The 25,353-nt window shown below is 73.9% G+C and carries 22 protein-coding genes; 9 read left to right on the top strand and 13 right to left on the bottom strand.

The genetic code is table 11. From position 1 onward, the window contains the following. Positions 1–61: 61 nt before the first annotated feature. Positions 62–193 (top strand): hypothetical protein, encoded by a 132-nt coding sequence (locus GKE82_RS28435; protein WP_309233571.1) that lies wholly within the window; start codon positions 62–64, stop codon positions 191–193. Positions 194–214: 21 nt separating this feature from the next. Beyond that, positions 215–631, top strand: coding sequence for a secondary thiamine-phosphate synthase enzyme YjbQ (locus tag GKE82_RS12355; RefSeq protein ID WP_107567193.1), 417 nt, complete (start codon positions 215–217; stop codon positions 629–631). 7 nt (positions 632–638) lie between these two features. On the opposite strand, the gene GKE82_RS12360 is transcribed toward GKE82_RS12355, so the two are convergent. The 3 genes from GKE82_RS12360 to GKE82_RS12370 form a co-directional block, all read right to left on the bottom strand. Then, the gene (locus GKE82_RS12360) at positions 639–1,427 is read right to left on the bottom strand and encodes a peptidase E (protein ID WP_154733491.1); all 789 of its coding nucleotides are present in this window, start codon (positions 1,425–1,427) and stop codon (positions 639–641) included. Between the two features lie 45 nt (positions 1,428–1,472). After that, complete coding sequence (locus tag GKE82_RS12365) at positions 1,473–2,216, bottom strand: peptidase E (RefSeq protein WP_309233572.1); 744 nt, start codon at positions 2,214–2,216, stop codon at positions 1,473–1,475. 84 nt (positions 2,217–2,300) lie between these two features. Further along, positions 2,301–3,080, bottom strand: a complete 780-nt coding sequence (locus tag GKE82_RS12370; RefSeq protein ID WP_154733492.1) for a crotonase/enoyl-CoA hydratase family protein — start codon at positions 3,078–3,080, stop codon at positions 2,301–2,303. Between the two features lie 70 nt (positions 3,081–3,150). Here GKE82_RS12370 and GKE82_RS12375 point away from each other — a divergent pair, with 70 nt between their 5' ends. Next, complete coding sequence (locus tag GKE82_RS12375) at positions 3,151–3,828, top strand: MBL fold metallo-hydrolase (RefSeq protein ID WP_154733494.1); 678 nt, start codon at positions 3,151–3,153, stop codon at positions 3,826–3,828. Positions 3,829–3,838: 10 nt separating this feature from the next. Here the strand turns inward: GKE82_RS12375 and GKE82_RS12380 are convergent, their stop codons facing one another. The 9 genes from GKE82_RS12380 to GKE82_RS12420 all read right to left on the bottom strand — a co-directional run bounded on the left by GKE82_RS12380 (position 3,839) and on the right by GKE82_RS12420 (position 17,717). Then, positions 3,839–5,392: a M20/M25/M40 family metallo-hydrolase gene (locus GKE82_RS12380; RefSeq protein ID WP_154733495.1), complete on the bottom strand. Its 1,554-nt coding sequence runs from the start codon at positions 5,390–5,392 to the stop codon at positions 3,839–3,841. Positions 5,393–5,501: 109 nt separating this feature from the next. Continuing rightward, positions 5,502–6,353, bottom strand: a complete 852-nt coding sequence (locus tag GKE82_RS12385; RefSeq protein ID WP_154733496.1) for a hypothetical protein — start codon at positions 6,351–6,353, stop codon at positions 5,502–5,504. A 59-nt stretch (positions 6,354–6,412) separates the two neighbouring features. After that, on the bottom strand, positions 6,413–7,096 hold the full coding sequence (gene nucS, locus GKE82_RS12390) for an endonuclease NucS (RefSeq protein ID WP_107567200.1): 684 nt from the start codon (positions 7,094–7,096) through the stop codon (positions 6,413–6,415). Positions 7,097–7,123: 27 nt separating this feature from the next. Continuing rightward, positions 7,124–8,515 carry a hypothetical protein gene (locus GKE82_RS12395; RefSeq protein WP_154733497.1) on the bottom strand — a complete coding sequence of 464 codons (1,392 nt, stop codon included), beginning with the start codon at positions 8,513–8,515 and terminating at the stop codon, positions 7,124–7,126. Positions 8,516–8,821: 306 nt separating this feature from the next. Further along, a complete protein-coding gene (locus tag GKE82_RS12400) occupies positions 8,822–10,765 on the bottom strand; it encodes an ATP-binding protein (RefSeq protein WP_154733498.1) in 1,944 nt (647 codons plus the stop codon). A 79-nt stretch (positions 10,766–10,844) separates the two neighbouring features. Then, positions 10,845–12,596, bottom strand: a complete 1,752-nt coding sequence (locus GKE82_RS12405; protein WP_154733499.1) for an Ig-like domain-containing protein — start codon at positions 12,594–12,596, stop codon at positions 10,845–10,847. A gap of 58 nt (positions 12,597–12,654) precedes the next feature. Beyond that, positions 12,655–14,427 carry an Ig-like domain-containing protein gene (locus GKE82_RS12410; RefSeq protein ID WP_154733500.1) on the bottom strand — a complete coding sequence of 591 codons (1,773 nt, stop codon included), beginning with the start codon at positions 14,425–14,427 and terminating at the stop codon, positions 12,655–12,657. 152 nt (positions 14,428–14,579) lie between these two features. Beyond that, the gene (locus tag GKE82_RS30765; protein ID WP_309233573.1) at positions 14,580–16,277 is read right to left on the bottom strand and encodes a thiamine pyrophosphate-binding protein; all 1,698 of its coding nucleotides are present in this window, start codon (positions 16,275–16,277) and stop codon (positions 14,580–14,582) included. Between the two features lie 192 nt (positions 16,278–16,469). Further along, entirely contained in the window at positions 16,470–17,717 is a 1,248-nt protein-coding gene (locus GKE82_RS12420) for a tetratricopeptide repeat protein (RefSeq protein ID WP_107567205.1), read from the bottom strand. A gap of 136 nt (positions 17,718–17,853) precedes the next feature. Between GKE82_RS12420 and GKE82_RS29910 the strand changes: the two genes are divergently transcribed. From GKE82_RS29910 to GKE82_RS12445, 6 genes are all read left to right on the top strand, one after another. After that, entirely contained in the window at positions 17,854–17,976 is a 123-nt protein-coding gene (locus GKE82_RS29910; RefSeq protein WP_255450688.1) for a hypothetical protein, read from the top strand. Between the two features lie 10 nt (positions 17,977–17,986). Beyond that, entirely contained in the window at positions 17,987–18,895 is a 909-nt protein-coding gene (locus GKE82_RS12425; RefSeq protein WP_154733501.1) for a hypothetical protein, read from the top strand. A gap of 116 nt (positions 18,896–19,011) precedes the next feature. After that, entirely contained in the window at positions 19,012–20,667 is a 1,656-nt protein-coding gene (gene ettA, locus GKE82_RS12430) for an energy-dependent translational throttle protein EttA (protein ID WP_107567207.1), read from the top strand. A gap of 10 nt (positions 20,668–20,677) precedes the next feature. Then, on the top strand, positions 20,678–21,508 hold the full coding sequence (locus GKE82_RS12435; RefSeq protein WP_154733502.1) for an AraC family transcriptional regulator: 831 nt from the start codon (positions 20,678–20,680) through the stop codon (positions 21,506–21,508). Beyond that, a complete protein-coding gene (locus GKE82_RS12440) occupies positions 21,505–21,879 on the top strand; it encodes a glyoxalase/bleomycin resistance/extradiol dioxygenase family protein (RefSeq protein ID WP_107567209.1) in 375 nt (124 codons plus the stop codon). The genes GKE82_RS12435 and GKE82_RS12440 overlap by 4 nt, the downstream gene beginning before the upstream one ends. 36 nt (positions 21,880–21,915) lie before the next feature. Next, on the top strand, positions 21,916–22,782 hold the full coding sequence (locus tag GKE82_RS12445; protein ID WP_154733503.1) for a hypothetical protein: 867 nt from the start codon (positions 21,916–21,918) through the stop codon (positions 22,780–22,782). A gap of 13 nt (positions 22,783–22,795) precedes the next feature. Here the strand turns inward: GKE82_RS12445 and GKE82_RS12450 are convergent, their stop codons facing one another. After that, entirely contained in the window at positions 22,796–25,321 is a 2,526-nt protein-coding gene (locus GKE82_RS12450; protein WP_154733504.1) for a triacylglycerol lipase, read from the bottom strand. Positions 25,322–25,353: the final 32 nt, after the last annotated feature.

Raw genomic sequence — 25,353 nt, forward strand, 5'->3', positions numbered from 1 at the left:
GGCGCCCCGGCAGGGCGGCGCCGCGCTGCGCGGCGCCGGCGACCGCGTGCCCTGGTGGCGGGTGGTCCGCGCCGACGGCTCGCTCGCGGTCGGGGACCGGCAGCGCGCGCTGCTGGAGGCCGAGGACGTGCCGTTCCTCCCGAGCGGACGGGTGGACCTGCGGGCCGCGCGGATCCCGCCCGAGGTGCTCTGAGGAAGGGCCTACAGTGCAGGCATGTGGCTCTCCCGCGACCTGCCGCTGGCCGCCCGGCCGCGCGGCGTCCACCTGATCACGCGGGAGGTCCTCGCCGCCGTCCCCGAGCTCGCCGACCTGCGGGTCGGCCTGCTGCACGTGCACATCGCGCACACCTCCGCGTCGCTGACGCTGAACGAGAACGCGTCCCCCGACGTGCGCCGCGACATCGAGACGTGGATGAACGCGGCGGTCCCCGAGCAGTTCGCGTGGACGCACACGCTGGAGGGGTCCGACGACATGCCCGCGCACGTCAAGGCGTCGCTCATGGGGCCGTCGCTGACCCTGCCGGTCCGCGACGGTGGGCTGGCGCTCGGCGTCTGGCAGGGGATCCACCTCTGCGAGCACCGCGACCGCGGCGGCTCGCGGACGCTCACGCTGACGCTCAACGGCGAGTGACCGCCGCTCAGGAGCGGCCCAGGCGCATCCGGTGCGCCTGGCGGAACTCGAGCACGTCCGGGGGCGTCGGGCGCTCCGTGCGGCCCGCGTGTGGCAGGAACGTCGGCAGCAGCGGCGTCCGGACGACCTCGCTGCCGTCCGCCGACGGCTCGACCTTCCACGCGCGGGCGTTCGGTCGCGAGCTGACCGCCCGCTCGAACGAGGTGCCGCGGAACAGCAGGCCGCAGCCGTCGTCGGCCGCGTACCCGGGGACGACGGCGCCGGTCCGGACCGCCTCGCAGTAGACCGGGAGCCGCTCCGGCTCGCCGTCGGCGTGCACGGTCAGCGACGCGGGCAGGAAGCCGAGGCCGTCGACGGGCTCGGGCACCCCGGTCGACTTCGTCACCCCGTGGGTGAACCAGCACATCGCGCCCGCGCTCAGCCCGGCGAGCACCACGCCGCGCTCCCACGCCTCGCGCAGGATCTGGTCGAGCCCGTACTCCCGCCAGATCGCGAGCATCAGCCGCATCGAGCCGCCGCCGACGTACACGATGTCCTGGCTGAGGACGAGGTCGCGCAGGTGCACCGGACCGGTGCCGCCGAGACGGAACAGCGAGAGGTGCGCGGGCTCGCACGGCCGGTCGCCGAAGCAGGCGTAGAAGGCGGCGATCTGCGCCTCCTGGTCCCCACCGGCCGTGGGCAGGTGCAGGACCTTCGGCTCGCGGCGCTGCGCGAGGCCGAGGATGAACTCGTCGAGGGCCGGGTTCTCCGGCTCCATCGTGAACCCACCGCCGCCCATGGCGAAGATCGTGCGCATGCGGTCCCCGAGCCTACCGGCCCTCGGGGGGTCTTCGCGCGCCGATCACGCGACGAGCGCCACCTTGGGTGCGCCCAGGTACCGCACGGGAAGCGCGGTCTCGACCGCCTCCCCGTCGACGGCCGTGACCTGCACGGCGCCCGCCTTCGGGCGCGAGCTGACGACCTCCACGAGCTCGTGCCCGATGAAGTGCAGCGCGGCGCCGTCGTCGGCCCCGTAGCCCGGGCCGACCTCGCCGGACGCGACCGCCTGGCGGAACTCGACCGCGCGCTCGGGCTCGGCGTCGTAGTGCACGCAGTTGGACCACGGCAGGAAGCCCATGCCGGCGACCCGCTCGGGCGGGCCGTGGAACGCGGTCTGCGCCTCGTGGAACCAGCACAGCGAGCCGGCGCTCAGGCCGCACATGACGACCCCCGAGCGCCAGGCGCGCTCGAGCATCCGGTCGACGCCGTGCGCCCGCCAGGCGCCCAGCAGCGACAGCACGCTGCCCCCGCCGACGTAGACGAGGTCCTGCTCCATGAGGTGCGCCTCGATGTCCCCCTCGACCGCGCCGGCACCCCGGTCACGGCGGAAGAGCGACAGGTGCGAGACCTCGGCGCGCGCCGCGAACTCGCGGTAGAACCGCACGACGTAGTGGTCGGCGTCACCCGAGGCGGTCGGGATGAAGCAGACCTTCGGGCGGGCGACGCCGGTCAGCTGGAGGACATGGTCGTCGAGCAGCGTGTTGCCGGCTTCCATCGAGAAGCCGCCACCGCCGAAGGCGACGATCTGCGGGGGACGAGTGACCACGGGCCCAGAGTAGGGCCGCGGTCGCCCGCCCGCCGAGATTTCAGCCTTGGGGCGAAGGCCCCTGGACCGCGTGGATAAGCGACCCTACTTCCCCTGCCAGACGGGGTCGCGCTTCTCCTTGAAGGCGATGGCGCCCTCCTTGGCGTCCTGCGACATCATCACCGGGCCCGCGAGCTCGCCCTGCTTCTCCCACATGTTCTCGAGCGTCCAGTCCTGCTGCTCCTGGACGATCTGCTTGGAGACGATCAGCGACAGCGGCCCGTTCTTGGCGATCGCGGCGGCGAGCTCGAGCGCGACGTCGACCGCCTGGCCCTTCTCCGCGATGCGGTTGACGACGCCGAACTCGTGGAACCGCTCGGCCGGGAGCGGGTCACCGGTGAGCGCGAGCTCCATGACCACGTGGTACGGCATGCGGCGCGGCATCCGCAGCAGCGCGCCGCCCGCGGCGATGAGCGAGCGCTTGCTCTCCGGGATGCCCAGCTTCGCGCCCGTGGCGGCGACGATCATGTCGCAGGAGAGCGCGATCTCCAGGCCGCCCGCGACCGCGAAGCCCTCGATCGCGGCGATCAGCGGCTTCTTGGCCGAGCGCTGCGTGATGCCCGCGAAGCCGCGGTCGGCGAACCAGGGACGCTCGCCCTTGGCGAACGCGCCGAGGTCCATGCCGGCGCAGAAGAAGCCGCCGGCGCCGGTGACGATGCCGACGGTCAGCTCGGCGTCGGCGTCGAGCTCGTCGAGGGCGTTCGCCATCCCCTCGGCGACCTGGCCGTTGACGGCGTTGCGCACCTCGGGCCGGTTGATGGTGATGAGGAGGACGGAGCCGCGGCGCTCGGTGAGGACCGCGGGGGCGGGATCGGACTCGGTCATGGCCTGACCCTATGCGACCCGCCGCGACGTTGGCACGGCGCACCCCCCGGACGTCCGTAGGATCGTCCGCATGGAGCAGATCGCCCCCGACGTCTTCCGCATCCCGCTGCTGCCGCGCGACGGCGTGAACGCCTACATCGTGGGCGACGTGCTCGTCGACGCGGGCATGAAGGGCAGCGCGAAGAAGATCCTCAAGGCGCTCGACGCGGCGGGCGTGACGCTGTCGGCGCACGTGATCACGCACGCCCACGGGGACCACGTCGGCGGCACCCCGACGATCGTGGACGCCACGGGCGTCCCGGTGAGCGTCGGCGCCGGCGACCGGGCGGCCGCGGAGGCGGGCGAGCCGGTGCTCTCCGCCAAGGCCCGCAGGCCCGGCCTGCACGGCATCCTGAAGTTCGCGGGCGGCTTCGACGGCTTCTCGGTCGACCACTCCCTGACGGAGGGCGACGACATCGGCTGCGGCTTCACGGTGCTCGAGACCCCCGGGCACTCCCCGGGGCACGTGTCGTTCTGGCGGGAGTCCGACGGCGTGCTGATCTGCGGCGACGTGGTCACCGCCATGCACCTGCTGACGACGAAGCCCGGCCTGCATCAGCCGCCCGCGCTGCTGACCCCGGATCCGGAGCGCAACCGCGAGAGCGAGCGGCGCCTGGCCGGGCTCGAGCCGCAGATCGTGCTGGCCGGCCACGGCCCGCCGGTCCGCGACGCCGCGCAGGCGATGCGGACCTTCGTGGCGGGCCTGTAGCCGGGACCGGCTAGCGGACGGCGTGCGGGCCGGCGAACTCCGGCGCGGCGCGACGCCCGCGCTTGAGCGCCTCGTTGTCGGTCAGCGGGGCACGGCGCTGCGCGAGGGTGACCGTCGCGTGCGCGGCCGCGTCGGCGAACTCCGAGAGCGCCTGCTGGTTGATCGCGCCAAGGGTGTCGCACGACGTGTGGTAGCAGGCGTCGTAGGGCTCGCCGGCGGTGCCGCCGAAGAGCGTGGCCTCCTCCGCGGTCTTGACGCCCTCGGCGCCGGCGAAGAGACCGCCGGCCGGGATGCCCGCGGCGATGAACGGGCCGTAGTCGGAGCGGCCGTCGAACGCGGTCGGGGCGCTCGCGAGGCCCTTCGACGCGAAGTGCTCGGTGAAGATCCCCTCGATGAGGTCCGAGCCGACCGGGCCGGCCCCGATGTCCGGGTTGTCCGAGCCGTCGCCGTCGTAGACGAAGCGGACGTAGTTCTGCGACGCGGTCATGTCGAAGTTGAGGTTCGCCATGATCTGGTCGCGCTGCTCCTGGGTGAGGCTCTCGACGTAGTGCGTCGAGCCGAGCAGGCCGGACTCCTCCGCGCCCCAGAAGGCGAACCGCAGCGCGTTGCGCGGCTTCTTCAGCGCCTTCGGGAGCTCCTCGGCGATCTCGAGGTCCTGCGCGGTGCCGGAGCCGTTGTCGTTGATCCCGGGACCGTCGACGACGGAGTCGAGGTGCGCGCCGACGACGACGGTACGGTCGGTGCGACCCGTCCTGGAGTCCGCGAGGACGTTGGCGGTCATGCGGGTCTCGCTCAGGGTCTGCGTCGTGATCCGCACGGTGGTCGTGCCCGCGGCCGCGAGGTCGACGAGCTCCTTGCCGTCGGCGTAGCTCGTGCCGATGACCGGGACGGTCAGGTCGGGACCGCCGAGGGTGCCGGTCAGCACCTCCTGGCGCCCCTCCTGGCCCTCGTTGAAGATCACGACGGCGCCGGCGCCCGCGGCCTGCGCGTTCTTGGCCTTGGTGGCGAAGTCGCAGGTGCCGCGCTGCACGAGCGCGACCGCGCCCTGCGGGAAGCCGGCGAAGTCCGCGGCCTCGCAGCCGGAGGTCGACGACGGGGTCGGGGCGGGCGGAACGGTCACGTCGACCGGGACGACCGTGCCGGTGACGTCGCCGCTGCCGGAGTACTCCATCGTGGCGAAGTCGGTCTCGGGCACGTAGGTGCGGGCGTCCGGCGCGGTGCGCGCGAACGACGCGGGCGCCGTCTCCTGGAAGTACGGGAACGAGAACGGCTGGACGGTGACCGCGTACCCGGCCGCCTTGAGCCGCTCGGAGACGTAGGCGACCGACCGGTCGTAGCCGACGGTGCCGGAGGCGCGGTTGCCGCCGTTGCGCTCCGCGATCGACTGGAGCTCGCGCAGGTGCCGGGTGATGCCCGTGGGCGTCACGGCGTCCTGCAGCTTGGCGGAGGCCTTCGCGGTGGCCTTGTCGGGGGTCGCGGCCTTCGGGGCGGCGAGGGCGGCGCCGGGGAGCGCCAGGGTGGCCGTCAGCGCGCAGCCGACGGTCGCGAGCGTGGCTCGCTGCATTCGTGGGTCCTCCTCCATCGGGGGTCCAGGGTGGGTGGCGTCGGGCGGACGCCGCCGAATACCCGATCCCTTATCCACGACGGCGGTCGCGGAAACTCGTGCTGGCGCGTCAGCGGTCGCCGGGGCCGGCGAAGCGGCAGCGCTCCGCGAGCCAGTCGAACACGACGGCCTTGCGCGGCTCGTCCATGCGCAGCTGCAGCGTGCCGGCGGGCCCGCTCGCCGGCGCCAGGCGCACGAGCAGGATCGTGCCGGCGCGGTCCTCGGCGACGACGTGGACGTCGCAGCGGTTGGGGACGAACCGCACGCGGGCGCGCAGCGGCGGCCCGCCGGGCGCGAGCGTCCGGCCGATCCGCTCGCTGCCCCCGACCGGCGCGAGCAGGGTCGTGCCGAGCACCCGGTCCACGCGCACCGGCGGACCGCCGGCGCGGGCCGCGAGCACGAGCTCGACGTCCAGGCGGGCGTCGGTGCCGCGCCCCGAGACCGTGACGCGGCCGAGCTCCGCGGTGCGCAGGTGGCTGCGGGCGCAGTCCCCGGCGAGGAGCCGACCGACCCCGTCGTAGCGGTCCCGCACGGGCGCCTGGGAGCGCTGCATCGGGCCGCCCTCGCGGTGGGCGCTCAGCACGACGCGCGCGCCGAGGCCCTCGCCGTCCCGCGCGCAGCGCCCGGTCCCGAGCGGCACCGTGAGGTTCGTCGCCGCCCCCGCGGCGACGAGCGCGGGACCGCGGTAGCGGGCGACCGTGCGCACGCGCGAGGAGCGCAGTTCGGCGGCGTCGACCGTCAGCAGGCCCGGGCCCGCGTTGCGCACCTGGATCTGCACGCGACGGCTGCCCTGGTCCTGGCGGGCCTGGTCGAGGAAGACGGTGACGCCCGGGGGCAGTGGGCCCGGCGGGTCGGCCCCGTCGGCGCCGCCGTCGCTCCCGCACGCCACGGCACCGAGGCCGAGGACGAGGACGACCACCACGCCGGCCGCCGCGCCGCGACGGTCGGAGGACCGGACCGGGACCCCCGGCGCCCGCACGGCTACACCGCGAACAGGGTCAGGTCGGGTTCCCGCTCCCCGCGCAGGACGGCCAGGTCGACCTCGACGCAGCGCAGCCCGCGGGACTCCGCGAGCGTGCGCGCCTGCGGCTTGATCTGCTGGGCGGCGAGCACGCCGCGGCAGCCGTCCATCGCCGGGTCGCGGCGGATGAAGTCGAGGTAGCGCGTGAGCTGCTCGACCGCCTCGATCGTCGCGACGCGCTTGATCTCCACGGCGATCCAGCCGTCCTCCTCGTCGCGGCACATGAGGTCGACGGGGCCGATGTCGGTCGGCCACTCGCGGCGCACCAGCCGGAACCCCTCCCCGCACCAGTGCGGCGCGGCCGCGAGCTCCTCCTGCAGGTGGCGCTCGACGCCGTCCTTCTCCAGCTCGGCCGCCTCGCCCATGTCGTGCGTGACGTCGCTGACCACCTCGACGATGCGGATGTCGAGCCGGTCCTCGGTCTTGCCGGCGAACTTCCGCACGACGAGGCGCTCCAGCGGCTCGCCGTCGAACTCGAGCACCGTCGGGGGCGTCATCCAGTTCTGCGGCTTGTAGCCGCCGGTGTCGGCGTGGACCATCACCGACCCGTCCTGCTTGATCATCAGCAGCCGCAGGGCCTCGGGCAGCACGGCGGTGAGCCGGCCGGTGTAGACCACCTCGCAGCGGGCGACGATCAGGCGCATGGTTCGGCACCGTACCGATCGGGTCGGTCAGTGCGTGTAGGCCTGGGACGCCGCGTTGACCCTCCGCGCCGCGGCACGGTCGTCGTACGCGCGCTGGCACATCTCCACGAGCTTGCCGACGATCGGATGCTCCCGCGGGAGACCGGACCAGACACACCAGAGCAGCATCTGCGGCGACGTGGTGTCCCACTCGATGAGCGTGTCCAGTCCGCAGCCCGCCGGCAGGCTCTTGTTCGCCTGTTCCCCAGGCTGGATCGGCGTCGTGGCGTAGAGGTTGAAAACATGCGCCGCGGTCGCGATCTCCTCTCGCGCCGCGGTCGGGAGGATCCGATTGTGATACTCCGCGAACTTGTTGGGCTGTGAGGTCCCGGTGAATCCGGCCCCATAGGCCGCCTTCTCCGCCAGTGCCGTCTTCAGGTACCCCGGGACATCCGTCGCATCCGCGATGAGCCCGACGAGCTGCTTGCTCAGCTCGCGACGCTGCGTCACGCGATCACGGATCTCCTCGTCGCTCGCCCGCCTCGGGACGCACAGCAGCGCCTCGGTGTTCGCGTAGGCGTCGCCCGCCGCCACGTGCATCAGCTCGTGCAGTCGAGCGGCCACCAGCTCGAGCGTCCCCTCGATGCCGAGCTGGCCGAAAGCCATCTCCGTGATCCTCCACCGCTTGCCGTTCAGCTCTCGCAGACCGGCCGACGCGGCCCCGGTCACGAACCAGGTGGCGTCGCGCCCCTGCAACCCCTCGCGAATCGTCTGCGTGAGGATCGTCGGCAGGCCCGGCCGTGACGCGATCGTCTCGAGGGTGGCCGTCGAGTCGGAGTGCAGCTCGCCGTGGGCTGCGACCTCGAGGTGCTCGTTCGCCGGGTTCGCCTGGGCGAAGTCCTGCCGCTCGAAGCGGAACAGCTCGTCCAGCTCGAAAGGCAGTGGCTTCAGCCCGTGATGGGCAGCGATCTCGTGGACCTCACGTGCCGCGCGCACCCGCGCGACCGACCCGGCGGGAAGCGTCGAGACCTTCTTCATCCCGCGGTACACCCGACGGTAGGCACCGGCCGACCTGACGAGTCCGCGGGCGTTCACGGCGCGGCGGCCGCGTGCCGACCCGGGCTTGCTCCCCCGGTCGCGCGAGGCGACTCCGAGCATCGCGGAAATGAGCCGCTCGAGGTCGCCGAGACGGAGGTCGATGTCGGTGTAGCCGCGCTTGCGGTAGTCGAGGAGGGCAGCGCGTCCGTCACGGACGTGGGCGTCCGCGACCTTGTCTCGGAAGACACCACCGACCTTCATCTGCGTGTCGTAGGCCACCGCGCCCTCGATGTCCTCATCCGCCATGGGCAGACGCGCGACCTCGTCGCGACCACGACCGAGATTGCCGATGTCGAGCGCCTTGCCCTGCGTCGGGGTCGCAACGATCGTCGGCGGCGGCACCCGGAGGTCGCGCTCGAGCTCTCGCTCCTCGCCGTCCGGAACCAGGAGGCCGGGCGGCGGGAGCTGCGGCGAGGACGGAACGCCCGGGGTCCCGGGCGGGAGAACACCTCGCTCGTTCGCCAGCTTCCGCAGCCGGCCACGCTGGTACCCGATCGGAGCCTTGACTCGACGGGGCGGTTCGGGGACGCGGTGGTCGGTCATGTCGTACCTCGCGCGGCGATGGGAGGGTCGACAGCCTTGCCGCCCTTGCGCGGCACCGACAGGGCCGTTCGGGACGTCGTTCGTGCACTGCGGTCCGACGACCGCTCAGCCATGGGCTTCCGCGCTCCCTGGGAGCAGCCGGTGGTACGCCCCGAAATCGGCGGCGAGGACGAGACGACCCAGCTTGCGGTGCTCCAGGGCGATCGCGCGCATGAGCCCGAGCGTCTCGACGCGCCGGCCCTCGTCTGCGGCGAAGAGCACGGCCGCGACCACGCAGTTGCGGATCGATCCGCCGGTGAGCTCGAAGCGCTCGGCGATCATCGCGACGTCCTCCGCGGGAAGATCGTCGATCCCCGCTCCGTCGAGCATCTGACTCCAGAGCCGCAGACGGGTCGCCGCATCGGGCTCCGGAAAGTCGACGAGGACGTCGACACGCCGCATGAACGCCGGGTCGACGTTGCTGAGGAAGTTCGTCGCGAGGATCACCACCCCGTCGAAGGTCTCGATCCGCTGCAGCAGGTACGCCGTTCCGAGATTGGCGTAGCGATCCGCGGCACCGCCGTCGCCCGCGTCGCCGCGCTTCCCGAAGACGACGTCGGCCTCGTCGAAGAACAACACGGAGTTCGTTCCGTCCGCGGCCGCGAAGAGCCGATCGAGCTGCTTCTCCATCTCGCCGACCCACCGGGAGTACAGCGTCGACAGATCGACCCGGAAGACGTCCCGGTCCGCCTCTCCGGCCGCGACCCGGGCGGCGAGGGTCTTCCCGGTGCCGGGCGGTCCGGCGAACAGGGCCGTGAGACCCCGACCCGCGAAGTAGCGATCGTACGCGGGTGTCGACCGGAGCCGGTCGTGATTGCGCAGGAACGCGTCGACCGCTCGAAGACCATCCTGTGTGCGCGGCGCGAGCACGATGTCCTCCCAGCGAGGCCCACGAGGGAGCGTCTCCGCGAGCGAGTCGAGTCCGCGGCTCGAGATGGCCGTCGCCGCCGATCGCAGCGCGCGCCCGGTGATCGGGGAGCCTTCGCGGGCGCCGGCGCGGGCGACCCGGACGGCCTGACGGATCTCGTCGTATGTCAGTCGCAGATGCGCGACCTCGCCGGCCGCCGTGGTCCCGCCTGTCGCGTCACACCACGCGCGGGTCGCTTCCTCGACGCCCATGGCCGGGATCGGGACTCGGACGACGGTCTGATCACCCAGAACCGCGGCGTCGTCGCCACCGCGCTCCCAGACCACGGGGCGCGGCGTGGCGTGGAGGATCTGACGGACCACGCTTTCGCGGCGATCCACCGGCAGCGCGCCGAGTCCCCGCACCACCGGGAGGCGACCCTCGAGCGCAGCGGCGATGCTGAAGTCGGCAAGGCCCTCGCCGTCCGCCAGGGTGTCGGCCACGGCGACGAGCGCTCCGCCGGGGGTCGCCGCCGCGCACAGCCGATCCGCCTCCGCGCCGCGAACCACCACGGTCGTGTCGTTCTCGCGCTCGGCCAGGAGGTCGCGCAGGTGCTCTGCCACCGCGGTCCGTCCGAACGCCGCTCCCGGAGGGTCAACCCGGACCAGCGCGGCACGACCGACCGGATCCGCGCTCGTCGAACCACGCACGGCGTCGCCGACGGCACGGGCGAGGACGATCGGACTCCCCGAGAACGTGTGCGCGGGCGGGATCCGCAGCGCGCCGGTCGCCCGCAGCGTGCCGGTGCCCGCCAGCGCTTCGCGACACGCAACGGGCGCATGACCGTCGGCCGCGGCGATCAGCTCGAGCGCCCAGGGCGTCGGCAGCGGACCGGCCGCCCCTTCGGCGAGCACCGCGACCGCCTCCCCCACCGGCGGCACGAGCTCGACCAGCACGCTCGTCGCCAGGATCGCGGTCTCCAGCTCGTCGAGGCCGAGACGGGTGGCGAGCGTGACCAACCGCGCCTCCTCCTCCGGACCGACGTGCGGAGTGAGCAGGCTCGGCGACGCGCCGAGCGGCGGCTCGAGGCCGCGGAGATCCAGGGCACGCAGGAGCACCTGGGCGGCGTTGTGCAATGGCGACGACGAGCCGTAGGGCGCCATCGCGGCGAACGTACCAGTGCCGGGTTCGTGGGCGACACCCGAATGGACCGTACTTTCGGGCCGTTCCCGGTACCCCCGCTCAGCGCGCGGTGAACGCGATCGGCTTCGCCGACGTCGTGCGGTAGGGCGGCTTGGCGTCGTGGGTCAGCACGAGCTTCCAGCGGCCCGGCTTGCGCAGCTGCTGCCTGAGCACCGCGACCTTGTTCACCGGCTTGGTCATCTTGTGCAGCGTCTTCCAGCGGCCAGGGATCGCCGCCTTGCGCACGCCCTTCTTCTTCGGCAGCGCCGGCGACCACCAGACCCACTCGGCCCGGACCTTGCCGGTCAGCGACGACCCGCCGGGCGCCTTGCCGAGCGACACGCGGAAGCTGCAGACGCGCGTGCGGGCGCAGCTGACGCGGCGGCCGACCTTGAAGCGCGCGACGAGGTTGCGGGCGAGCTGGTCCTCGGTGACCCGCTGCACCGGCACGTCGACGGTCCGGCGGTTGCCGTACAGGTCGATCGCCGTGACGTGCACGGTGTGCGGGCCGAGCGGCAGGTCGTCGGAGCCGAACCAGGGCGTGAGCTTCACCTCGACGCCGTTGCCGACCTCGGCGCCGGTGAAGTTGCGGATCTGGTTCGTGCCGTCGAACTGGAAGGTGATCCGTCCGACCTTCGCGGGGTCGGTCGCGCGGGCGCGCAGGTCCAGGCGGTCGCTGTAGCGCTCCCCCGGGCGGGGGCTGAGCACCTCGACGGCGGGCGGCTCGAAGTCCCCGCACGGCCCGGCCAGCGGGTCCACCCCGCGGGTGGCCTGCACGAACGCGTCGTAGGCGGGACGGCGCGAGCCGTCGGTGCGCAGCAGCCCGAAGCGGTGGTCGGGGGTGTCGCTCTGCCCGCGGTCCTGGACCTCGAACCAGTACGCGGTCTCGACGTAGGCGTCCTCCTTCAGGCAGTGGGCGGCCTCGCGCAGGTACTGCGCCTGCTGCGCCTCGGTCACGCCGCCGGGCTTCTGGCCGGCCTGCAGGCCCTGGTCGCACAGCGCCCTGGACGTCGACCAGCCGAGCTCGAGCAGGATCGGCTTGTCGTCCCCGTTGGCGAGCATCGTCTGGCGGACCTCGCGGTAGCCGAGGAACGTCACCTGCCCGATCCGCGCGGGGTCCTGCTGGTCGCGGTAGTACTCGTAGGGGGAGACGAGGTTGCAGGCCGTGTCGGCGTCGACGCCGATCGCGTCGAAGTGGCCCTTGGCGCCACGGTCGTAGGCGGCCTGCAGGAAGCGCCAGTTCCCGGCGGTGAGCGGCGTGAAGACGACCCGACCGGACGGGTCGGCGGCGCGGATCGCCGCCGCGGACTGCTTGAGGAGGTCGACGTAGCGGTCCGGGTCCGGGCCGCCCTTCCAGAAGACCGCCTCGTCGGCCTCGTTCCAGACCATGTAGGAGACGCCCAGGCCGCGGAACGCGGTCGCCAGGCGGCCCATCGCGAGCGCGAAGCCGGGCACGCTGTCGGGCGGCATGCGGTCGCGCGTGGCGGGATCCGGGTGCGTCCAGGCCTCGGCGCCGAAGAACACGACGGTCGTGGCGATCCCGCGGTCGCGCAGGCGCCGGATCGTCGTGACGTACTGCGCGATCTTGCCGTCGTCGAACCCGACCGCGGTCGGCTGCACGACGTCCCAGGTGATGAAGATCTTCGCCGTGCGCGCGCCCTGCGCGGCGAGCTGGTCGACCTCCGCCATCAGCGGGTTGGCGGGCTGCAGGTCGCCGGGCATCACGACCCCGAAGCTCGCCGCGCGGGCGGGCGTCGGGACCGCGACGAGCGCGAGCAGCAGGGCGGGGAGCAGCAGACGACGGGGGCGCATACGTCCCCCGTGATCGGCACCGGGCGCCGGCCGTGAAGCCGGCGGCCGGCCGCCTGGACTACTTGATGGTGAAGGGGATGTCCTTCGCGCTGTAGGTCTTGTACGGGGCGCTGGCCTGGTGGGTCAGGCGCAGCCGCCACTTCCCCTTGCGGGAGACCTTCTGCTTGAGCGTGAAGACCTTGTTCGCCGGCTTCGTCGCCTTGTGGATCGTCTTCCACTGGCCGGGGATCGCCTTCTTGCGCTTGCCCTTCTTCTTCGGCTTCGGCGGCGAGTACCACTGCCACTGCGCGAGGACCTTGCCGCTGACCGACGGGCCGTTGGCCGCCTTGCCCAGCGAGACGCGGAAGGAGCAGACCCGCCGCTTGCAGGTGACCTTCCGGCCGATCTTGAAGACCGCCTGGAGGTTCGCGGCGATCGCGCCCTCCGGGACCTTCTCGACGTTGATGACCTTCTCGGCGGTGTTGCCGAACGCGTCGATCGCGACGACCTTCACCGTGTGCTTGCCGAGCGCGAGCTCGCGCGACTTGAACCACGGCTCGAGGCCGACGATCTTGTCGTTGCCGACGTCGCCGCCGGTGAAGTTGCGGATCTCGTTGGCGCCGTCGTACTGGAAGGTGATGCGGCCGACCCCGGCCGCGTCGGAGGCCTTCGCGCGGATGTCGAAGCGGTCGGTGTACTGCTGGCCCTCGACCGGGCTGATGACGGTCAGGTCCGGCGCGCGGAAGTCGCCGCACTCCTGGCCGGCGAGGACGTTCGCCCCGCCCGCCGCGGCGACGAACGCATCATGGGCGGGCTTGTTGCGCCCGGCAGGGTCGATCAGGCCGAAGTTCTCGTCCGGGTGGGTGCGGTCCGTCCCGCGGTCCTGGAGCTCGAACCAGTAGGCGGTCTCGACGTAGTCGTCCTGCGACAGGCAGTTGACCGCCTCGCGCAGGAACTGGGCCTGCTGCGCCTCGGTGACGCCGCCGGGCTTCTTGCCCGCCTCGAGCCCCTGGTTGCAGTTCGTGTCGCCGATCGCGGTCGACCAGCCGATCTCCAGCAGGATCGGCTTCGGGTCGCCGTTGGCGAGCTGGGTCTTGCGGACCTCGCGGTAGCCGAGGAAGGTGATCTGGCCGAGCTTGCTGCCGTCCTGCTGGTCGCGGTAGTACGAGTACGGCGAGGCGATGTTGCAGGCGGTGTCGACGTCGACCGGGACGGCGTCGAAGAAGCCCTTGGCGCCGCGCTCGTAGGCGGCCTGGAGGAAGCGCCAGTTGCCCGCGGTGAGCGGCGTGATCCCGACGCGGACGGTGTCGTCGGCGCGCTTGATCGACTCGTAGGACCGCTTGAGCAGGTCGACGTACTTGTCCGGGTTCGCGCCACCGGCCCAGAAGACGCCCTCGTCGGCCTCGTTCCAGACGGTCATGGTCGTGCCGCCCGCGCCGAACTCCTTCATCTTCGCGGCGAACGCGCCCATGACCGCGGCGAAGCGGCCGTTGTCGGTCGGGGGCGTGCGGTCGCGCGTGGCGGCCGGCAGCTCCGGCTCGCCGCCGAAGAAGACGATCGTCGAGCTGATGCCGTTGGCCCGCAGGTGCTTCACGGTGTCCGCGTACTGGACGATCTTCGCGTCGTTGACGGTCGATCCGCCGGCGGGCCCGGCGATGACGTTCCAGGTGACGAAGAACTTCGCGGTCTTCGCGCCCTGCCTGCCGAGCTCGGTCGTCCGGGTGATCAGTGGGTTGTTCGTCTGCAGGTCACCGGGGATGACCAGGCCGAGCGAGGCGCCGTGCGCTGCGGGGGCGGCGGCGAGCAGCGTCAACGATGTGGCCAGCAGGGCGAGGGACGACGACAGGCGCATGCGAGTGGACCTCTTGGAGCAACGGACGGGACGGCTGGAACCCTGTGCGCGGGAGGGGCGAGCATAGCCGCGGAGGCGACGAACCGCGACACACGGGTCGTTTGTCCTATCGGCAGGTCGGCGGGAGTCCTGCAGTCCGGCGGTGTCCGCGGTCATGGCACCGCCCACGCCGGCGGGCCTTGACGGTGCCAGCGGGGCGAGGTGGTGGGCGGCGGCGCGAGCGCCGCGGCGGCGACCAGGACCGACGGCGCCGGGTCGGCGAGGTGCGCGGCGAGCGCCGCGCCGAACGCCTCCCCGAGTCCGTCGACGCGCTCCGCGCGCAGGCCGAACGCCTGCGCCAGCGCGACGTGGTCCGGACCCGCGAGGTCGACGCCGAAGCGCGGCGTGCCGGCCCGGTCCTGGTCGTGGCGGAGCATGCCGTAGCCGCCGTCGTCGACGACCACGAGCGTCAGCCCCAGCCGCTCCTGCTGCACGGTGGCGAGCTCCCCGCAGGCGAGGAGCAGTCCGCCGTCCCCGCAGAACGCGACGGTCGGGGTGCCGGTGGCGGCGGAGCCGATCGCCGCGGGCAGCGCGTACCCGAGCGTGCCCCATCCCATCGGGTACTGGAAGCGGCGGGGGCCGGGGACCTCGTGCAGGGCGGCGAGCCAGTACCCGGCCACGCACATGTCCGCGACGACGGTGGTGCCCGACGGGACCGTGCGGGCGACGACGTCGACGAAGGCCAGCTCGGCCGGGTGCTCGATCCGCAGGCGCCGCACGGCACCGGCCCGCAGCGCCGCGAGGTCCCCGTACCAGGCGCTCGCCGTCCCGCCGAAGAGCGCGTCGGAGTGGGTGTCGGCCGGCTGCGGCGGGGCGTGGCCCGCCTCGTCGAGCCCCTCGAGCAGTTCCTCGCAGCCGAGCACCGCGTCGGCGACGACGACCGCGTCGGCGCGGTAGTTCTTCGTCGCGTCCGCGGCGTCGACGTTGACCGCGACGAGCCGGGGCGGCTGCGGCAGGCGCCAGTTCATCGTGCTCATGCCGTCGAGGTCGCTGCCGACGGCGAGCACGAGGTCGGCCCGGTCCCACAGCTCGCCCGCCTCCGGGACGTGCGGCGGCAGGCCGACGAGGAACGGGTGCCCGGCCAGCAGCCCGCGCGCGGCGTAGGTCGTCAGGACCGGGGCGCCCAGGCGCTGCGCGAGCGCCGCGACGGTCGGTCCCGCGCCCGCGCGCAGCGCGCCGCCGCCGGCCCAGACGATCGGCCGCTGCGCGGCGAGCAGGTGCGGGAGCGCCTGGTCGACGTCCGGGGTCTCCGCGTACGCGGGCGCGCCCGCGACGGTCGGCTCGTCCCCGGTGACGGCCGCGGCGAGGACGTCGGTCGGGACCTCGAGCAGGACCGGCCGCTGGGGCGCGGCGAGCGCGGTCGCGAGCGCCTGCGCGGTCGCGTGCCCCAGGTCCGCCGGATCGGTGACGCGGACGGTCGCCTTCGTCACCGGCGCGAACATCGCGCGCTGGTCGGCCGACTCGTGCAGCGCGCCGCCGACGATGCCAGGTCGTTTCAGGGACGCGGGGACGTCGGTCGCGATCACGACCAGCGGCGTGCCGCTCGCCCACGCCTCCCCCACCGCGCCGAGCGTGTTCGCCGCACCGGGCCCGGTCGTGACGAGCGCGACGCCGACCTCGCCGGTCGCCCGCGCGTGACCGTCGGCGGCGTACGCGGCGGCCTGCTCGTGCCGGACGCCGATCGTGCGGATCGCGGCGCTCGTGCGCAGCGCCTCGAACGCGGCGAGGTTGTGCACGCCCGGCAGGCCGAACACGACGCGCACCCCCGCGCGCTCCAGCGCGCGGACGAGGAGATCGGCGGCGACGGGCACGGCGGCAGCCTACGCGGCCGGCCCGTCCCGGTGGACGTCGGCTCGCGGACCCCGCGAGCTGCGGTCCACCCTGCGCGCCGCCCGGGGCCGGTCCCGGCCGGCCCGTCCCGGTGGACGTGAGCTCGCGGACCCCGCGAGCTGCGGTCCACCCTGCGCGCCGCCCGGGGCCGGTCCCGGCCGGCCCCGCCCGGTCTACGCCGCGGGGAGGACCCGCGCCTCGACCTCGCGCAGGCGCTCGATCAGGTGCGCGATCTCGGCGTCGTCGGGGCCGAGCGTCAGGGCCTTGTCCGCCGCGGCGATCGCGTCGGAGACCCGGTCGGTGCGGGCGAGGGCGTGCGCGTAGCGCGACCAGGCCTCGTGCGAGTCGGGCGCCAGGAACGTCGCCTGCTCGGTCGCGGTGACCTCGCCGCCGAGGTCCCCGGCGAGGTGCAGGGCGGTCGCGAGGTCCAGGAGACCCTCCATGCTCGGGCCCAGCTCGCGCGCGTGCTCGAGCGCCGCGATCGCGCCGCCCCGATCCATCATCCGCAGCTTCACGCGGCCGATCCGCTCCCACGAGGACGCGTCGTCCGGGGCGCGCTCGGCGACGCGCTCGGCCGCCTCCAGCGCGAGGTCGAACGCCCGCATGTCCTCGTAGATGCGCGAGGCGAAGCGGTGCGGCGCCGGCCGCTCGCCCTCGACCCGCGCCCAGTCGCGCACGGAGCGCCCCGCCGCGTTGAGGTTGCCCGCCTGCCAGAACGCGAGCGTCATCAGGCGCAGCACCGACGGGTTCTTCGGGTCCGCGTCGCGCGCGTAGATGAGGCGCTGCGCCGCGAGCGCGTAGTCGTTGTCGTGCATCGCGTGCTGGGCGGCGACGAGGAACCGCTGGACGCGGTCGGCGCCCGGGTCGGGCTTGGAGAAGTCGACGAAGGTGAGCGAGTCCGCCGGCACCGTCCGCACGCCGATCTCGAACTTCAGGCGCGCCCACTGCTGCACGTCGTCGCCCGCACCGGTGAAGTAGATGCCGGTGACCGAGCCGACGCCCCACTCCGGGTAGGCGGCGCAGCGCGCGTAGCGGTGCACGACCGAGTGATCGGGGACGCGCGCGCCGAACGGGTCGTTCTGCGCGCGGTCGGCGGCCTGCTCGCGGGCGCGCTGCTCGGCCTCGTAGGCGCGCCGACCGGCCTCCTCGCGCGCGGCGCGGGCCGCGGCCGCGCTGACCTTGACGGCCGCGCGGGAGACCTGACCGCCGCGCGAGTCCTCGGCCAGGCGCTCGAGCTGGTCGGCCGCCTCGTTGATCGCCTTGAGGTGCCGCTCGTGCGCGAACTGCTTGCCGGGCGGCGCGAGATCCGGGTGCCAGATCTTCGCCAGCCGCCGTCGCGCGAGCTGCACCTCGCGCTTGCCGAACGGCGGCTCCAGCTCCAGCAGGAGAAGGGACTGCTCGATGTCGAGGACCTGCGCCACGACCACCCATGGTACCGCGGCCGACCCGCCGTCCCGACGGGCCGGGCGGGTTCGAACCCACCCGTCCGCGGAGCGTCGCGCCGGCCCGGCGCGCGCGATGGACGGTCCGCCGTCCGTCCGCTAGGTTCCAGGGCAGATGCCGTCCGTCGCCCGTCGCTCCCCGATCGCCCGCCCGGCCCTGCCGGCCGCCGCGGCGACCCGTGCGACGAACCCGACGACGAAGCAGAACCCGAAGACGAAGACGCGCTCCGCGGACTAGGCCTCACGAGATGCCACCGTCCGCGAAGCTCGCGGACGGGGCACGGACCGGCAGGTCGGCCTCCACCCGCGAGGAGATCCTCACCGCGATCCGCCGCTGGAACGACCTGTTCGGCGAGCCGCCCTGCACCGCCGACTGGAACCCGTCGGTCGCCCGCTGGCGCGCGCAGGAGTGGCGGATCGAGCGGTACGCCGCCGGGGACCCGGACACCGGGGCGCGCTGGCCGTCCCTGAACGCGGTCAAGCGCCGCTTCGACGGCAGCTTCGACGCAGCCGTGCGGGAGGCCGGGCTCGTGCCGCGACGGCCCGGGCCGCGGCGCCGCGCCCCCGGGACCGCCCGGCCCGACGTCCCGCCGCGCGAGCCGCTGCCCCCGGTCGCCCTCGACGACGCACTGCGCGCCGCGCACGCGCTCGTCGCCGCCGCGGACGCGCGCGCCGCGGAGGCGGAGCGACGAGCCGAGGACGCCCTGCGACGGGCGCGCGCCGAACGGGCCCGCGCCGACCGCGAGCAGGCCCGCGCGGCGGCGAGCCGGCTGCGCGCCCGGCGGTTGGCCGACCGCGCACGCCGGGCGATCGAGGCGCGTGACCGGGCGCGCGAGCGCGAGCTGCGCGTGGTCGCCGCCGCCCGCGCCGCCTGCGAGGACCGGCTCGCCGCCGCCCGGGCGGACGCCGACCAGCGGATCGCGGAGGCGCGCGCCCGGGAGCACGCCGCCTCGCGCCGGGCGGATCGCGCCGAGGGGGGGGCGGCGCGTCTCGTCGCCGCCACCGGCGACCCGACCGCGCCCGCCGGTCCCGCGGTCCTCGCGGCCGCCCTCACGCGCCTGGCGCGCGCCCGTGCCGCCGGGGGCGCACCGGGCGATCTGCGCGGCGCGCTGCGGGAGGTCTCGCTCGCGGCGTCCCGCTGGGCGCAGCGGCTCTGACCCGCGCGACGTGCCGGGATCTCCCTGCCTCGATCCACCCGGTCGGGAGGGGGCAGATGCCCGCGAGCGTGCGACGCCCGTGAGGATCCTGGCCGCCCCACGTATCCTGGGTGGAGATGAGCTCCCAGTACGTGTTCCAGATGATGGGCGTCACCAAGCGGTACCCGCCGGACAAGACGGTGCTGAACGAGGTGACGCTGGCGTTCTACCCGGGCGCCAAGATCGGCGTGCTCGGCTACAACGGCGCGGGCAAGTCCTCGCTGCTGAAGATCATGGCCGGCATCGACGACGACTACCGGGGCGAGGCGATCCTGGGCACGAACAAGACCGTCGGCCTGCTGGAGCAGGAGCCGCACCTGACCCCCGGCTCGACGGTCAAGGAGTGCGTCGAGGAGGGCGTCGCCGAGACGAAGGCTCTGCTGGAGCGCTTCAACGAGCTGGCCGCGAACTACTCCGACGAGACCGCGAAGGAGTTCGCGCGGCTGCAGGAGCAGATCGACGCGGCCGACGCCTGGAGCCTCGACACGCAGCTCGAGTACGCGATGGACGCGCTGCGCTGCCCGCCGCCGGAGACGATCGTGGACGGCCTGTCCGGTGGTGAGCGCCGCCGCGTCGCGCTCTGCCGGCTGCTGCTGCAGGCCCCCGACCTGCTGCTCCTCGACGAGCCGACCAACCACCTCGACGCCGAGTCCGTCTCGTGGCTGGAGCGCCACCTGCACGACTACAAGGGCGCCGTCGTCGCGGTCACCCACGACCGCTACTTCCTCGACAACGTCGCCGGCTGGATCCTCGAGCTCGAGCACGGCCGCGCGCACCCGCACGAGGGCAACTACACGAGCTGGCTCGAGGCGAAGGCCAAGCGGATGGAGATGGCCAAGCAGCAGGACAAGGCGCGAGAGCGCACCCTGAAGGCCGAGCTCGAGTGGGTCCGCACGAACCCGAAGGGCCGCCGGGTGAAGAACAAGGCGCGCCTGAACCGCTACGACGAGCTCGTCGAGGCGGAGAAGCTCGTGAAGTTCGACGAGGTCACGATCCACATCCCGGCCGGTCCCCGGCTGGGCGGGAACGTGATCGAGGCGAAGAACCTGACGAAGAGCTTCGGCGACAAGCTCCTGTTCGAGGACCTGAGCTTCACGCTGCCGCCCGCGGGCATCATCGGCGTGGTCGGCCCCAACGGCGCCGGCAAGACGACGCTGTTCAAGATGATCGCCGGGCAGGAGCAGCCCGACAGCGGCACGGTGAAGCTCGGCGACACGGTGCAGCTCTCCTACGTCGACCAGGCCCGTGACGCGCTGGACCCGGACAAGACCGTCTGGGAGGAGATCTCCGAGGGCTACGACTACATCAAGGTCGGCAAGCGCGAGATGCCCTCGCGCCAGTACGTCGCCGGCTTCAACTTCCGCAAGGGCGACCAGCAGCAGAAGGTCGGCACGCTCTCGGGCGGGCAGCGCAACCGCGTGCACCTCGCGAAGCTCCTGCGCAGCGGCGGCAACCTGCTGCTGCTCGACGAGCCGACCAACGACCTCGACCACGAGACGCTGCAGGCGCTCGAGAGCGCGCTCGTCGGCTTCCCGGGCTGCGCGGTGATCATCTCCCACGATCGGTTCTTCCTCGACCGGATCTGCACCCACGTGCTCGCGTTCGAGGGGAACTCGCAGGTCGAGTGGTTCGAGGGCAACTTCGAGGCCTACGACGAGTACCGTCGCGAGAAGCTCGGCGACGCGGCCGACCGGCCGCACCGCATCGGCTACAAGAAGCTGACGCGCAACTAGCGTCGCGCGCGTGCAGGTCGAGCTCGCCGCTCCGTCCTGCACGCTGCGCGGTCACGTGCTCGCCTACGCCGGGTTCGCGTCGCGCGACCCGGCGCCGGTGCGCCGCGCCGAGCTGCCGTTCGGCGGCGTCGCGGTGATCCTCGCGCTCGACGGCGGCTGGCTGATCGACGGGGAGGCGTTCGGCTCGTTCGCGGGCGGCCTGACCGAGGTGCCGGTGATGACGGAGAACGTCGGGGCCGCCGAGCTCGTGCAGATCGACCTCACGCCGCTGGGGGCGCGAGCGCTGCTCGGCGTTCCCGGTCGCGAGCTGACCGGTGCGGTCGTCGCGCTGGAGGACCTGCTCGGGCGCGAGCTGCCGCTGCTGGTCGAGCGCCTGGCGCTGACCGCGTCGTGGGCGGCGCGCTTCGCGCTGCTCGACGCGTTCGTCGCCCGGCGCGTCGCGGCGGCGACACCGGTCGGCGCGGACGTGGCGCGCGCCTTCGCGCGCCTGCACGAGACGCACGGCGCGCTGCGCGTCGACGCGCTCGCCCGCGAGCTGCACTGCAGCACCCGCCACCTGTCGCGGCGGTTCGGCGAGGCGGTCGGCCTGCCGCCGAAGGCGTACGCGCGGCTGCTGCGGTTCGAGCGCGCGGCCGCCCGGCTGCGCGCCGCGCCGTGCGACCTGGGCCGGGTCGCGGCGGAGTGCGGCTACGCCGACCAGGCGCACTTCAACCGCGACTTCCGCACGTACACCGGGACCACGCCGACCGCGCTGCTCGCGACGACGCCCCCACCGGTCCGCGACCTGCGGTCCGATCCGTCCAAGACCGTCGGGCCGCCGGCCCGTACGGTCGGCGCATGACCGTCTTCCCCTGTCTGAAGATCAGCTCCCGCGACCTGCTGCGGTTCTACCAGGAGGCGTTCGGGCTGCGGCTCGTCGCCGTCTTCCCGCCCGAGGGCGAGGAGGTCGACCACGCCCAGCTGCGGCTCGGCGACGGCGCGATCATGTGCGGCACGCGCGGCGCGACCGAGCAGCCGCTCGGTGCCACGCTCACCTACTGGGTGCTGCCCGACGCGGCGGCCGTCGACGCCCTCTACGCGCGGGCGATCGCCGCCGGCGCCACGAGCGTCCGGGAGCCGTACGTGCCCGACTACGGCGGTCGCGAGTGCGGGCTCGCCGACCCCGACGGCAACGGCTGGAGCTTCGGCACCTACGCGGGAGAGCCCGGCTGAGCGGACCGGGGTCCGGGCTGTGCAAGGCTGTCCGGCATGGCCCTCGCGCACCTGGAGATCACCGAGTACACCGACCCCGCCTGCCCGTTCGCGTTCAGCGCCGAGCCCTTCCGGCTGCGACTGCTGTGGGAGCTGGGCGAGCAGGTCCGCTGGACGTCGAAGCTCGTCGTCCTGAGCGAGTCCTCGCAGGAGTACCTCGACAAGGGTCTCGACGCGGCGTTCCTCGCCTCCTCGGGCGTGCAGCTCGGCGAGCGCTTCGGCATGCCGATCGACGGCACCGTCAAGGAGCGCCCGCCGGCGACGCGCCCCGCCTGCGAGGCGGTCGTCGCCGCGCGGCTCCACGCGCCGGAGCGCTACGAGCGGCTGCTGCGCGCGCTGCGCGTGCGGAACTTCTCCGGCGAGCTGCTGGACGAGTGGGACACGATCGCGGCCGCGGCCGCCGACGCGGACATCGACGCGCAGCAGCTGCGCGGCTGGGTCGGGCAGGAGGACGTGCAGGCCGCCGTCGAGCAGGACATGCACGACGCCCGCCACCCCAGCACCGCCGCGCTCGCCATGGACCACAAGCTGGCCGGCTGGGAGCGCGACGGCAGGAAGGGCCGCCGCTACACCTGCCCGAGCCTGACCTTCACGCGGCTGTCCGACGGCGCGACGATGGTCGCCCCCGGGTTCCACCCGTGGGAGGTCTACGACACGATCGTCGCCAACCTCACGCCGCTCGTCGACCGGCGCCCGGCCGACGACGTCGCCGAGGTCCTCACCTGGGCGGGCCACAAGCTCGCCACCCAGGAGGTCGCGCAGATCACCGGCCGCAGCCGCGACGAGGCGCGCGAGCAGCTGCAGGCCGCGGGCGCCGTCGAGGAGCCCGTCGGCACCGACTCCTACTGGACCCTGCCGGCCTGAGCGGCCGGCGCGCTCAGCGCAGCCGCAGCGGGCGGCGCGGCTCCGCGTTGCCCCAGCGGTCCACCGAGGCGAAGCTCGCCCGGCGGGCCTGCGCCGCGGTGAGCACGACCGGGCGCCGGTAGCGCCGACGGCGCTCGCCCACGAACACGTAGGTGCCGGTCACCAGCGACCGGTCGCGGGTCGTGAGGGTCACGCGCACCCGCCCGCCGGCGAGGCGCACGATCTGCGCTCGCGTGCGCGGGGCGTCTCGCTCCGCGCCCCGCGAGGGCCGGAGCACGCGGCCGCCGGCGCGCAGGGTCGTGGCCGCTCCCGCGTCGAGCACCGTCGCTCCGGTCAGGTCCCCGAAGGTGCGCACGGGGCCGTGGCGCGAGCCGTCGAGATCCTGCGTCGTCATCGCGTACGGCTTCCCGGAGCGGTCGGCCGGCACGGTGAGCTGCACCGGGCGGCGGTCGTCCACGACGATCGTGGTCTGCCCGCCCGCCTGCACGAGGTCGATGAGCCCGGCGGCCTGCGCCTGCGCGGGGGTCATCGCCGGACCGGTCGCCCGGCCGGTCGCCGCGGAGCGGGCGCGCACCCGCGCGGCGCCGATCCCGCTGCGCGCGGACGCCGCGGTCGCCACCGGGTCCGTCAGGTCGAAGCCGAGCGCCGTCGCGGCGTAGACGTTCACGACCGTGGCGGCGACCGGGCAGTCCCGGCCCTGCGGGTTCGGGCGCACCGGCTCGCCCATCGTCACGAACGGGTCGATCATCGCCGTGGTCTGCGGATCGGCGGTGAGCGGCACGTGCGAGATGCCGCAGACGTGGTGCAGCCGGTCGGCGGGCGCGTCGAACTCCGCGCTCTTCAGCGGCACCGTCTGGTCGCCCTCGCCGAAGGTCGCCTCGACGCGCTCGTCGGCGCCGTAGAGGAGCTTCACGTCGGTGATCGTCGCCATCCCGCGCCCGGCGACCACCTGGTAGTCGACGCCGTTGAGCGAGCCGAACCGGTCGTAGAGCTCGCGGTGGGCCTGCGCCTGCTGGCGCACGAGCAGCGCGTTGCCGCCGATCGCCGCGTAGAAGTCCGGCGCGCTGTCGGCGTCCATCCGGGTGCTGCTGAACGTCGGCACGTCGAGCCACGGCCCGTAGGCGGGGGACGGCGCGAGCGAGAACCCGCCGGAGAGGTTGCGCGCGAGGACCTTGAGGTCGTCGTTGTCGAGGAACACGTCCATCCCGAGGCCGCCGATCGGTGTCTCGACGCCGCCGACGAGCGGGAAGATCGACTTCGGCGAGCCCCACGTCGGGGTGCCGACGGTGACGAGGCGGCTGACCTTCGCCGCGCGGGCCGGGTCGGCGACGTACGCGCGGCTGAGCAGGCCGCCCTGGGAGTGGGCGACGAGGACGACCTTGCGCACCCGCGGGGCGTCGCACGGGGTCGGTCCCTGGCAGCGCAGCTCGTCGATCGCCCGGTCGAGGACGTGCACCTGGCTGCGCGGATCCTTGCGCCAGTCCCAGGCGATCGCCCGGAAGCGCTCGGCGCGCGCGAGCTTCGCGTAGTGGCTCACGGACGAGCCGTAGATGTCCTTGCCGGCCGCCTCGAGGATGAGCCCGCCGGTGGGCCCGGCCTGCTCGGAGCAGCGCGTGCCGCCCTGGGCGACCGTCATGTTCGAGCGGCCGTCCGGCCCGAGCTGCATGTCGAGCAGGTCGGCGCCCAGCCCGTCGAACCACGCCTTGTTGCCCGGGCAGCCGATCTCCGAGCCCAGGAAGCCGTGCACGAAGACGATGGCCGGCTCGCTGATCATCCGCTGGTCCAGCGTGCGGAACTCGCCGGCGCCGAGCGGCGGGACGGTCTCCTCGCACGACAGCGGGCGCTTGCAGTGGAAGCCCTGCGGGTTCTCGGAGCGCACGGTGAGCGCCCGCCCCAGGAGCGTCACCGGGACCTCGATGTCCCAGGCGCCGTGGAACGGGACGAGCGTGGTCGGCTCGCCGCGGTCGTAGCTGCGGCTGCGGTCGAGGTCCACGTAGAGGCGCAGGTTCAGGGCGCCGGGCTCGTCGCGGTCGCGGACCCCGTCGTCGTCGAGGTCCTCGTTGGCCTGCCCGCGCAGGACCGCGGGGATCGCGATGCCGAAGTCCTGGTCCTCGAGGTCCTCGCCGGGGACGAACGGGGCGCGCCGGGCGCACGGGTCGGGGACCGTGCAGGCGTTGGCGGCGGCGACCTGCACGCGCAGCGGCGGGCGGCTGCCGGCCGGGAACGCGCCGGGGTCGACCTCGAACGCGAAGCGTCCGTCGCCGTCCGTGCGGGCGCGGGGCTCGTCGGCGTCGGGGACCGCGTCCTCGTCGACGTCGACCCACACGAGCTCGCCGGGCCGGCCGAGGTCGATCTCCGCACGTGGAGCCCCGTCGGGGACGCGGTCCGTGAACACGGTGCCGCGGACCCAGCTGGTCTCGCGGTCCTCCAGGCACGGGTCCTGCGGGCTCTGCGCGCACGCGCCCGCGGGCATCGCCCAGGAGGCGAGCGCGACCGCGACGGTCACGCCGAGCAGGAACGACAGGAGGGAACGGGACATGGCGAGGCTCCGGGACGAGGGCTGGTTCGGGG

Source organism: Conexibacter sp. W3-3-2 (assembly GCF_009707605.1).
Lineage (GTDB): Bacteria > Actinomycetota > Thermoleophilia > Solirubrobacterales > Solirubrobacteraceae > Paraconexibacter > Paraconexibacter algicola.

Excerpts from the sequence above, each read along its gene's own strand:
- GKE82_RS12375 (WP_154733494.1), top strand. The coding sequence starts at position 3,151 with ATGGAGCAGATCGCCCCCGACGTCTTCCGCATCCCGCTGCTGCCGCGC.
- GKE82_RS12360 (WP_154733491.1), bottom strand. The coding sequence starts at position 1,427 with ATGCGCACGATCTTCGCCATGGGCGGCGGTGGGTTCACGATGGAGCCG.
- GKE82_RS12445 (WP_154733503.1), top strand. The coding sequence starts at position 21,916 with ATGGCCCTCGCGCACCTGGAGATCACCGAGTACACCGACCCCGCCTGC.
- GKE82_RS12400 (WP_154733498.1), bottom strand. The coding sequence starts at position 10,765 with ATGGCGCCCTACGGCTCGTCGTCGCCATTGCACAACGCCGCCCAGGTG.
- GKE82_RS12425 (WP_154733501.1), top strand. The coding sequence starts at position 17,987 with ATGCCACCGTCCGCGAAGCTCGCGGACGGGGCACGGACCGGCAGGTCG.
- nucS (WP_107567200.1), bottom strand. The coding sequence starts at position 7,096 with ATGCGCCTGATCGTCGCCCGCTGCGAGGTGGTCTACACCGGCCGGCTC.
- GKE82_RS29910 (WP_255450688.1), top strand. The coding sequence starts at position 17,854 with ATGCCGTCCGTCGCCCGTCGCTCCCCGATCGCCCGCCCGGCCCTGCCG.
- GKE82_RS12405 (WP_154733499.1), bottom strand. The coding sequence starts at position 12,596 with ATGCGCCCCCGTCGTCTGCTGCTCCCCGCCCTGCTGCTCGCGCTCGTC.
- GKE82_RS12410 (WP_154733500.1), bottom strand. The coding sequence starts at position 14,427 with ATGCGCCTGTCGTCGTCCCTCGCCCTGCTGGCCACATCGTTGACGCTG.
- GKE82_RS12450 (WP_154733504.1), bottom strand. The coding sequence starts at position 25,321 with ATGTCCCGTTCCCTCCTGTCGTTCCTGCTCGGCGTGACCGTCGCGGTC.
- GKE82_RS12440 (WP_107567209.1), top strand. The coding sequence starts at position 21,505 with ATGACCGTCTTCCCCTGTCTGAAGATCAGCTCCCGCGACCTGCTGCGG.
- ettA (WP_107567207.1), top strand. The coding sequence starts at position 19,012 with ATGAGCTCCCAGTACGTGTTCCAGATGATGGGCGTCACCAAGCGGTAC.
- GKE82_RS12355 (WP_107567193.1), top strand. The coding sequence starts at position 215 with ATGTGGCTCTCCCGCGACCTGCCGCTGGCCGCCCGGCCGCGCGGCGTC.
- GKE82_RS12370 (WP_154733492.1), bottom strand. The coding sequence starts at position 3,080 with ATGACCGAGTCCGATCCCGCCCCCGCGGTCCTCACCGAGCGCCGCGGC.
- GKE82_RS12380 (WP_154733495.1), bottom strand. The coding sequence starts at position 5,392 with ATGCAGCGAGCCACGCTCGCGACCGTCGGCTGCGCGCTGACGGCCACC.